12 protein-coding genes are annotated in these 9,022 nt (G+C 67.2%); 10 read left to right on the top strand and 2 right to left on the bottom strand.

The genetic code is table 11. The features are described from left to right. From JHC99_RS15285 to JHC99_RS15240, 10 genes are all read left to right on the top strand, one after another. A partial coding sequence (locus JHC99_RS15285) for a hypothetical protein (RefSeq protein WP_292155301.1) occupies positions 1 to 1,006 on the top strand: 1,006 nt, incomplete at its 5' end. A gap of 185 nt (positions 1,007 to 1,191) precedes the next feature. Further along, complete coding sequence (locus tag JHC99_RS15280; RefSeq protein ID WP_292155300.1) at positions 1,192 to 1,614, top strand: cupin domain-containing protein; 423 nt, start codon at positions 1,192 to 1,194, stop codon at positions 1,612 to 1,614. 123 nt (positions 1,615 to 1,737) lie between these two features. Beyond that, entirely contained in the window at positions 1,738 to 3,129 is a 1,392-nt protein-coding gene (locus tag JHC99_RS15275; RefSeq protein WP_292155299.1) for a Do family serine endopeptidase, read from the top strand. 52 nt (positions 3,130 to 3,181) lie between these two features. Further along, positions 3,182 to 4,492 (top strand): replication-associated recombination protein A, encoded by a 1,311-nt coding sequence (locus JHC99_RS15270; protein ID WP_292155297.1) that lies wholly within the window; start codon positions 3,182 to 3,184, stop codon positions 4,490 to 4,492. After that, positions 4,489 to 4,878, top strand: coding sequence for a VOC family protein (locus JHC99_RS15265; protein ID WP_292155296.1), 390 nt, complete (start codon positions 4,489 to 4,491; stop codon positions 4,876 to 4,878). The genes JHC99_RS15270 and JHC99_RS15265 overlap by 4 nt, the downstream gene beginning before the upstream one ends. A 61-nt stretch (positions 4,879 to 4,939) precedes the next feature. Beyond that, on the top strand, positions 4,940 to 5,200 hold the full coding sequence (locus JHC99_RS15260; RefSeq protein ID WP_292155295.1) for a hypothetical protein: 261 nt from the start codon (positions 4,940 to 4,942) through the stop codon (positions 5,198 to 5,200). A gap of 83 nt (positions 5,201 to 5,283) precedes the next feature. After that, entirely contained in the window at positions 5,284 to 5,724 is a 441-nt protein-coding gene (locus JHC99_RS15255; RefSeq protein WP_292155294.1) for a hypothetical protein, read from the top strand. A gap of 27 nt (positions 5,725 to 5,751) precedes the next feature. Beyond that, positions 5,752 to 6,189, top strand: a complete 438-nt coding sequence (locus tag JHC99_RS15250; RefSeq protein WP_292155293.1) for a hypothetical protein — start codon at positions 5,752 to 5,754, stop codon at positions 6,187 to 6,189. A gap of 10 nt (positions 6,190 to 6,199) precedes the next feature. Beyond that, positions 6,200 to 6,931 carry an RluA family pseudouridine synthase gene (locus JHC99_RS15245; protein WP_292155292.1) on the top strand — a complete coding sequence of 244 codons (732 nt, stop codon included), beginning with the start codon at positions 6,200 to 6,202 and terminating at the stop codon, positions 6,929 to 6,931. Between the two features lie 225 nt (positions 6,932 to 7,156). After that, the gene (locus JHC99_RS15240; RefSeq protein WP_292155291.1) at positions 7,157 to 7,648 is read left to right on the top strand and encodes a hypothetical protein; all 492 of its coding nucleotides are present in this window, start codon (positions 7,157 to 7,159) and stop codon (positions 7,646 to 7,648) included. Between the two features lie 25 nt (positions 7,649 to 7,673). Here JHC99_RS15240 and JHC99_RS15235 read toward each other — a convergent pair whose 3' ends face one another. Next, complete coding sequence (locus JHC99_RS15235) at positions 7,674 to 8,729, bottom strand: alpha/beta hydrolase (RefSeq protein ID WP_292155289.1); 1,056 nt, start codon at positions 8,727 to 8,729, stop codon at positions 7,674 to 7,676. A gap of 27 nt (positions 8,730 to 8,756) precedes the next feature. Further along, positions 8,757 to 9,022, bottom strand: a 266-nt coding sequence (locus tag JHC99_RS15230) for an NAD(P)(+) transhydrogenase (Re/Si-specific) subunit beta (RefSeq protein WP_292155288.1), incomplete at its 5' end; no start/stop codon positions are given.

The raw sequence follows: 9,022 nt of genomic DNA, 5'->3' as shown, positions 1-9,022 counted from the left end.
CCTGAGACCCATCCAGGAGAGCGACTATTTCACCCTGGATCCCGTCGCCATCAAGGTGATCTCGCGCAACATCGACGAGTATTTCAACCAGCCGCTCGACATCTTTCCCTTCTGGGAAAACGAGAACAAGCCGGACCGCTTCCACGTCCTGTTCCGCCGCCAGATCGAGGAACGGTTCCCGGTCGAGGCCGATATGCGCGGCCGGATCTATGGCTATGGCCGCCGGGTGTTCAACGCCCTGCGGGTCCATGTGGCGGTCAAGCGGATGACCCAGGGGCTGTCGATCCTGGGGTTCGTCCTGCTGGCCATCCTGGGGCCGACCTTTTTCGAGCAGTGGACGGGCTCGCAGGCCGGTGGGCTGGGTCTGGCGGCCCTGGCCATGCTGATCGTGGTCGGACTGTTCTTCGGCATCTCGAGCATTCTGTTCATCCAGTACCGGTTCCGGCTGGAGAACGATTCGTACGAACTGTCGCGCGAGGTGGTCCAGCGGACGCGCGAGCTCCAGAACCTGTTCACCAACGCCCGCGCCATGGCCGACCAGGCCGAGACCCAGTTCGCCCAGGACGGCAAGGGCTGGGGACAGCGCGCCCTGTTCCTGACCCGGCTGACGATGTGGATCGGCGCGCGCATGGAGTACCTTGAGAAATTCACCCAGATGGAGCTGTGGCGCACCCGTCGCGAACGCTACTGGATGGGCTGGTTCGGCGGGTTCTCGACCGTTCTGGTGATGATCGTGGGACTGCTCGTGCTGGGCTTCTGGCCGGTGCCGGGCACGGACGAGGTCGGTTACCGCGCGCTCCAGGGTCTGGGCGCGATCCTGACGCTGGCCGTGTCCTGGCTGTCCTTCTATCGCTGGCAGACGCCGATGGCGGCCGTGAAGGACAAGCTGGGGGTCGAGGGCTGGGTCCGCTACGCCTCGCTCGACGTCGACAACACCGTCGGCGATCAGGTCCGCCGCGACAAGGAACGGCTGGTCGAATACAGGGCGCTGACGCGGGGGCGGTAAGGTCCAGGCCGGAACGCTTCAAACCCTTTCGCTCGCGAAAGCCGGGACCCAGTGCTTTGGGCTATAGGACGACTGACGGCGGTCACGGGCCCCTCATCCGATGCGCCGTGCCTCACTTAAGAACTGGGTCCCGGCTTTCGCCGGGATGAGCGGATAGAGTGGGTCGAAAGACGAGACTGATTCCCATGCTCACCGCCCCCGAGATCATCGCACTGCTCGACCTCAAGCCGCATCCGGAGGGCGGGCACTATCGCGAAACGTTTCGCGATCCGCGCGAGGTGGACGGGCGGTCGGTCGGGACGGCAATCTATTTCCTGCTCGGGGAGGGCGAGCAGTCGCACTGGCATTGCGTGGATGCGGCCGAGCTCTGGCATTTCTATCTGGGCGCGCCGCTGGAGCTGGAGATCGCCGATGCGGCCGGGCGGCGGACTGTGATGCTGGGGCCGGAGGTGACGGCGGGGCAGAGGCCGCAGGCCGTGGTGCCGACCGGGGCGTGGCAGGCGGCGCGGACCACCGGGGACTGGACCCTGTGCGGCTGCACCGTCGCGCCGGGGTTCGAGTTCGACGGCTTCGACCTTGCCCCCGCCGGATGGTCGCCGCCCGCGTGACGGCGGCCGGGGCGGATCAGGTTCCGACGCCTTGATCCCGACGAAATAGGGGACAGATATGCCTGTCCGGCCTGCGGGCCACCGCCGTTTCAATCCCGACTGACGCCCATGATCCGAGATCGCATGAAATCCTCCAGCCTCGTTCTCGCCGCCGCCCTGACGCTGGCCGCCTGCGGCAACGCCAACTCCTCCAAGGCCCAGGAAGGCGTGTTCGCCGAACCCAACAGCCGCCAGGTTCCCGGCAGCGCCATGGAGATGAAGTCCAGTTTCGCCCCCGTGGTCCGCGAGGCGGCACCGGCCGTGGTCAATATCTCGGCCCGTACGGTCCAGACCGTGCGCGATCCCTATTTCCAGTTCTTCGGCGGCGGCATGCCCCAGCAGCGGGTGGCGGAATCGGCGGGGTCGGGCGTCATCGTCCGCTCCGACGGAATCGTGGTCACCAACAACCACGTCATCGAGAATGCCCAGGCGATCCGCGTGGTGCTGAACGACCGGCGCGAGTTCGCGGCCCGCGTCATCCTGGCCGACGAACGCTCCGACATCGCCGTGCTTCAGCTTGAGGACGTCACCGGTGCCCTGCCCGTCCTGGCCATCGACGATCAGGATCAACTGGAGGTCGGCGATCTGGTGCTGGCCATCGGCAATCCGTTCGGGGTGGGCCAGACGGTGACCAACGGCATCATCTCGGCCCTGAACCGCACCGAGACCGGCATCAGCGATTCCGGCTCCTTCATCCAGACCGACGCGGCCATCAACCCGGGCAACTCCGGCGGGCCCCTGGTCGACATGGACGGCGACGTGATCGGCATCAACACGGCGATCTTCTCGCGCTCGGGCTCTTCGGCCGGGGTCGGGTTCGCGGTGCCGGCGTCCATGGTGCGCCGGGTGGTGGACTCGGCCCTCGGCGGCGCCTCCAGCGTGGTGCGACCGTGGCTGGGGGTGAAGGGCGACAGCGTCACCGCCGACATCGCCCGCAGCCTGGGCCTGGACCGGCCCCAGGGGCTGATCGTCACCGAACTCTATGCCGGTGGTCCGGGAGCGCGCGCAGGCATCCAGGACGGCGACGTCATCACCGCCGTCGCGGGCCAGGAAATCAACGACCAGGGCGGGCTCAATTTCCGCATCGGCACGCAGAGTCCGAACGACACGGTAGCCATCACGCTACTGCGCGACGGGCGGCCGGTGACGGTCAATGCCCGGGTCCAGCCCCTGCCCGGCGACACCAAGGTGGTGCCCGAAACCATCCGTCGGGGCTCCTTCGCCGGCGCCGAGGCCGCCGTCCTGACGCCCGCGCTCGCCGACCGGCTGGGCGGAGACCCGTTCGCGCAGGGTGTCATCATCGTCAGCGCCCCGCGCGGCACCTACGCCTCCGGCAACGGCTTCCAGCGCGGCGATGTGGTGCTGAGGGTCGATGGCCGTCCCGCCCGCGACCTGGCCGCCGTCACCCAGGCCGCGCGCGGTTCGGAAGTCGTGATCCAGCGTCAGGGCCGCATCATGACCGGCCGGGTCAGCTAGGCTGCATTCGCCGGGTGAAATGCCGGTCGCGAACGCCTATCTCTGAGCGTTGATGACCGATCTGTTTGAAGCCTCCGGCATATTGCCCCCCGATGCGCCGCTGGCCGACCGGCTAAGGCCGCGCACCCTGGACGAGGTGGTGGGCCAGGATCACCTGCTGGGCGAAGGCGGGCCGATCCGGCGGATGGTCGAGGCCGGACGGCTGGGGTCGATGATCCTGTGGGGGCCGCCGGGCACAGGCAAGACCACGATCGCGCGCCTGCTGGCCCGCGCGGCAGGATACGAATTCCAGCAGATCTCGGCAGTCTTCTCCGGCGTCGCGGACCTGAAGAAGGCGTTCGAGGCGGCGCGGATGCGTAGAGCGGCGGGGCAGTCGACCCTGCTGTTCGTCGACGAAATCCACCGCTTCAACCGGGCCCAGCAGGACGGTTTCCTGCCCTTCGTCGAGGAGGGAGTGGTGACCCTGGTCGGGGCCACGACCGAGAACCCGTCTTTCGAGCTGAACGGCGCCCTGCTGTCGCGCAGCCAGGTCTATGTGCTGAAGCGGCTCGATGACGCGGCACTCGATCAACTGTTGATCCGGGCCGAGACCCATGAGGGCAAGCCTCTGCCCCTGACGGCCGAGGCGCGTCATGCCCTGCTGGCCCTGGCCGACGGGGACGGCCGCTATCTGCTGACCATGACCGAGGTGCTGTTCGCCCTGCCCGACGATGTCATGCTGGACGTGCAGGGTCTTGCCGGCACCTTGCAGAAGCGGGCCCCCGCCTATGACAAGTCGAGAGAAGAACACTATAACCTCATATCCGCATTGCATAAATCGGTACGCGGATCGGACCCCGATGCGGCCCTCTACTGGCTAGCGCGGATGCTGAATGGGGGCGAAGACCCGCTGTATCTGGCCCGCCGGATCGTGCGGATGGCGGTCGAGGACATCGGCGAGGCGGACCCCCTGTCGATCCTGGTCGCCAATGCCGCCAAGGACACCTACGACTTCCTCGGCAGCCCCGAGGGCGAACTGGCCCTGGCCCAGGCGGTGGTCCATCTGGCGACCGCGCCCAAGTCGGTCGGGGTCTATGAAGCCTTCAAGGCGGCGAAGAAGGCCGCGGCCGAGACCGGCTCCCTGATGCCGCCGGCCCACATCCGCAACGCCCCGACGAAGCTGATGAAGTCGCTTGGCTACGGCAAGGGCTACCAGTACGACCCCGACACACCAGAAGGCTTCTCTGGCGCGAACTTCTTCCCCGACGAGATGGAACGCCGCACCTTCTACAAGCCCAAGGGCGAGGGCCACGAGGAGAAGGTCAAGGCGCGGCTGGAACGCTGGGCGGCGATGCGGGCGGCGATGGCGGGCTCAGGCGAATGAACCTCAATCAGGTCACCGTCGAGGTCACGGACATCGCCCGGTCGCGGGACTTCTATCAGCGGCTGGGGCTGACCCTGATCGTGTCGAGCCCGCACTATGCCCGGTTCGTCTGTCCGGCCGCAGAGGGCGAGAACCCGGCGACGTTCTCGATCCATCTGGCCGATTCCGTCACGCCGAACGGGACGGGCGTCTATTTCGAATGCGCCGATCTGGACGAGCGCGTCGAGGCGCTGAAGGCGGCCGGGATGGCGTTCGACAGTGGGCCGGTGGATCAGAGGTGGCTGTGGCGCGAGGCCTGGTTGAGCGACCCGGACGGCAACCGGCTGTGTCTGTATTTCGCGCGTGAGAACCGGATCGATCCGCCGTGGAAAGTCACCGGCCCCTGAAGAACGGGTGGCCAGGGCCGGGGCCTCAGGCGATAGTGGCGATAGGGAACTGGAGAGACGAATGACGACGAAGATGATCCTGGCCGCTGCGGGCCTCGCGGCCATTCTGGGCGGCTGTACCGACAGCGGGCGGGCGCGCAACGACGCGACCTTCAGCGACAAGCCCGCCGACATCACTTGCTGGACCTATGGTACCCAGACCTATCAGGGACGGTCGACCGGCAAGGTCAGCCACCGCGACGACCGGACTTCGTTCGTCGACGCCGCGAACGGCCGATACACAGTGATCGAGGGCGATTGCCGACTGGTCTACGTCCGTTAGGGCTGACTGATCACCGTTCATTTGCCGAGCGGCGTTTTGCGGCATAGCTTGGCTGTTCAATCACAATCCTGGGGAGGGGAACGATGGCTGCTGGAACGAAGACGCCTTGGCATCTGTGGGTCGTGGGGGGCCTGTCGCTGTTGTGGAACGCCTATGGCGGGTTCGACTTCATCATGAGCGTGACGCGGGGCGAGGCCTACTGGCGCGAGTCCGGCATGACCCAGCCGATGATCGACTATTACAACGCCATGCCCGCCTGGATGTATGGGCCGTGGATCCTGGGAGTCTGGGGCGCGGTGATCGGGTCGATCCTGCTGCTGCTGCGCAACAGGCTGGCCGTGCCGGCCTTCGCGGCCTCGGTCGTGGGGGCAATCGCCAGCGCGCTGTATGGCGTCATGAACCCGATGCCGCCCCTGCCGCCGGCCATGGCGGTCATGACCTATATGCCCTGGGTCATCGTGGTGATTGCGGCGCTGTTGCTCTGGTATGCCTGGGCGATGGGCAAGCGGGGCGTGCTGCGCTAGCGCGACTTTCAGAACCAGGAGGGGACGATGACCGCCGGAACGAAAATGCCTTGGCATTTGTGGCTCGTGGGGGTCTTGGGCATCGCCTGGAACGCCTTCGGATGCTGGGACTACACGATGACCGAGCTGAAGGGCGAGGAACACCTCAGGGCCTTCGGCATGAACGACGCCCAGATCGCCTATTTCTACGAGATGCCAGCGTGGACGACGGCCGTGTGGGCCATTGGGGTCTGGGGCGGCATGCTGGGGTGTATCCTTCTGCTGATCCGGCGCAGATGGGCGGTGCCCGTGTTTGCGGTCTCTCTGGCTGCCTATCTGATGAGTCTGGTCTGGGCCTATCTGTTGTCCAACGGATCCAAGGTGATGCCGGAGGGGACGTGGATCATGCAGGTCGTCATCCTGGCGGGCTGCGTCTTCTTCCTCTGGTACGCTTGGACGATGGGCAAGCGCGGCCTGCTGCGCTAACCGGGGCCGGGTGAGAACCCGCCCCCCGCCCGAGCTGACCCCCGAAGAGATCGCCGCCGTCCGGTCGTGGGTGATCTTCGAGGACGCGCACCTGATCGCCTTCGACAAGCCCAGCGGCCTGACCAGCCAGGGCGGAGTTCGCCATGTCCATACGCTGGACGACCTGATCTGGGCCTTCGCCCGCTCGAACGGCAAGCGGCCCGAGTTGGTGCATCGGCTGGACCGCGACACCTCGGGTGTCATCCTGGCCGCCAAGACCAAGCCGGCGGCGGGCTATCTCGGCAAGGCGATCCAGGCCCGCAAACTGACCAAGACCTATCTTGCTCTGGTCTCGGCGGTGCCCGAACCCGTGTCGGGGAAGATCGAGACCCCCTTGCTGCGTGTCGAGGTCGGTCGCGAAAGTTCGATGCGCGTCGCTTCGGCCGAGGAGCCAGGTGCCCAGGCCTCGACCAGCCGCTATCGCACTCTGTCGGAGAGCCCGGATGGAGCCCTGGTCGAACTGGAACCCCTGACCGGGCGGATGCATCAGCTGCGGGTCCACATGGCCTCGATCGGCCGACCCCTGGTCGGGGACGTGAAGTACGGCGGGGCGCTGACGGCGGCGGGACGCGCGGCCGGGCGGCTGATGTTGCACGCCGCGTCGCTGGACTTTCCGCACCCGGACGGCGGACGAAAGGTCGTCAGTGCGGGGCCGCCGGAGGATTTCAGGGCGCTGGCGGCGGCGATGGGGCTGGCCGTCTGACTATTGTTGCTTTCGTCATCCTCCGACGAGCGCAGCGAGATCGGGGGACCCAGCGGCGCGCGAGCGCGCGAACCTGCCAAAGACACCCTGCCGGACACCTCCCGCGCACAGATCGCCTGCGGCGCCGCTGTGTTGCCCGGTCAAGCCGGCACTGACGAAAGAAAAACGAGGTCGAGGAACCCCCTTCACTTCGCTTCGCTTTCTTCCCACACCGGGAGTTCCGCCATGAAGCGCCTGTCCATCCTCGCCGTCGCCCTGAGCGCATCCGCCCTGACTGCCTGCGCCAGCCTGGCGCCCTATGGCCCGCAGGCGGGACCAGGCGGACAGGGGTTCTCCGAACAGCGGATCGAGAGCGACCGATACCGCGTCAGCTACAACGGTGTGGGTGCGCCCGGCCCCGTCGCCGACCGTGCCCTGCTCCGCGCCGCCCAGCTGACATCGCAACAAGGCTACGACTGGTTCGAGGTCACCCAGCGCTATATCGATGGCCGCCCCGACAGCGCGGGCGGCGTCCGGCCCAGCGTGTCCGTCGGCTATGGATCGTCAAGCTACGGCGGCTGGCGGGCGTCAGGCACCGGGATCGGCGTCGGCCTGAACATCTCTGGCCCCTCCCCCACCTCGACCGTGCTGGAGGTGCGGCTGGGTCGCGGCCCGACGCCGGATCGCGCCGAGGTCTATGACGCGGACGAGGTGGAGCGGAACCTGGCGGGGCGGTGAGCTGCGGCTCGCGAAGCGGTCGGCGTCACAGGATGTCGAGCGAACGCAGCCATTGCTCGACCTGACCAGGCCATTCGCGCGTGACCGGATCCGGGGTCGGGCGCAGACCGAAGGCGTGGCCCCCCTTCGCATAGAGACGCATATCAACCGGCACGCCCGCGTCGTTCAGCGCCAGCGCATAGGCCATAGCCTGGCGTACGTCGTCCACGGGATCGTCCATGGCGTGCAGGACAAGCGTCGGCGGCGCGTTCGGGCTGATCTTTACCCAAGGCGCCAGTTCGAGACTGTTGCGGCCCCGGGTGTCGTCCAGCACACGGGCGGTATAGGCGACGATCGCGAAGTCGGGCCTCGGCGACTGTCGGTCCGCCGCATCGGTAGGGGCATAGGTACGCGCCTCGGTGTTGCTCATGGCCGTCACCAGATAGGCACCGGCGGAAAAGCCGATGACGCCGATCCTGTGCGGATCGACGGCGTATGCGGCGGCCTGCTCGCGCAGAAGTCCCATCGCGCGCTGGGCGTCCTCGAGACCCAGCAGGACGTCCGGCCGCTGCTGTCGGCCATTCTCCCGCGGCCACACCTGAGGCGTCCGGTACTTCACCATGACGCAGGTCATGCCCTGCTGGACAACCCAGTCGCAGATTTCGGTCCCTTCGAGATCCGTCGCCACCGCGTGGAAGCCGCCACCGGGCAGGACCAGCATCGCCGCGCCCGTATTGCGCCACTTCGGCCGATAGATCGTCATGGTCGGCCGGGTGACATAGCTGGCCCAGTGCCACATCCGCCCGCCGACGGTCGGCGAGCCGTTGCCCGTCGCCTCGGGCCGGTCGCCGCTGTCGGGTTTGGCTAGCGGGACGTTAGTTGGCCAGAGCGGAATCTGGGTCCCGTCCGCAGCAGGCTGCCACACGCCTTGCCGTTCCACCTTGGGCACCTCGACCCGGGCGGAGGAGGCAGGCGCCGGGCTGGCCTCATTGACCCGCCCACCTTGGTCCGGCGCGATGACGGGATCAGGCTGACGACAAGAGGTGCCCGCCAGGCAGATCGCCAGAAGCAGCAGCGCGATGGGCCGTCGCGGCGCAGACATCTCAGCTCTCCCAAGCGCGCGACCGCGTCAAAGCCCCTTCACGATCCCTTCGACCATCTTCTTGGCGTCGGCGAACAGCATCATGGTGTTGTCGCGGAAGAAGAGTTCGTTCTCGACCCCCGCGTAGCCTGCCGCCATGCCGCGCTTGATGAACAGGACGGTGCCGGCCTTTTCGACGTCCAGGATGGGCATCCCATAGATCGCCGAGGTCGGATCGGTCTTGGCGGCCGGGTTGGTGACGTCGTTGGCGCCGATGACGAAGGCGACGTCGGCGGTGGCGAACTCGGCGTTGA

Source organism: Brevundimonas sp., assembly GCF_016463485.1.
GTDB lineage: Bacteria > Pseudomonadota > Alphaproteobacteria > Caulobacterales > Caulobacteraceae > Brevundimonas.
This window is presented reverse-complemented; position numbering and strand designations above follow the sequence as displayed.

Excerpts from the sequence above, each read along its gene's own strand:
- JHC99_RS15240 (WP_292155291.1), top strand. The coding sequence starts at position 7,157 with ATGAAGCGCCTGTCCATCCTCGCCGTCGCCCTGAGCGCATCCGCCCTG.
- JHC99_RS15270 (WP_292155297.1), top strand. The coding sequence starts at position 3,182 with ATGACCGATCTGTTTGAAGCCTCCGGCATATTGCCCCCCGATGCGCCG.
- JHC99_RS15260 (WP_292155295.1), top strand. The coding sequence starts at position 4,940 with ATGACGACGAAGATGATCCTGGCCGCTGCGGGCCTCGCGGCCATTCTG.
- JHC99_RS15255 (WP_292155294.1), top strand. The coding sequence starts at position 5,284 with ATGGCTGCTGGAACGAAGACGCCTTGGCATCTGTGGGTCGTGGGGGGC.
- JHC99_RS15250 (WP_292155293.1), top strand. The coding sequence starts at position 5,752 with ATGACCGCCGGAACGAAAATGCCTTGGCATTTGTGGCTCGTGGGGGTC.
- JHC99_RS15275 (WP_292155299.1), top strand. The coding sequence starts at position 1,738 with ATGAAATCCTCCAGCCTCGTTCTCGCCGCCGCCCTGACGCTGGCCGCC.
- JHC99_RS15265 (WP_292155296.1), top strand. The coding sequence starts at position 4,489 with ATGAACCTCAATCAGGTCACCGTCGAGGTCACGGACATCGCCCGGTCG.
- JHC99_RS15280 (WP_292155300.1), top strand. The coding sequence starts at position 1,192 with ATGCTCACCGCCCCCGAGATCATCGCACTGCTCGACCTCAAGCCGCAT.
- JHC99_RS15235 (WP_292155289.1), bottom strand. The coding sequence starts at position 8,729 with ATGTCTGCGCCGCGACGGCCCATCGCGCTGCTGCTTCTGGCGATCTGC.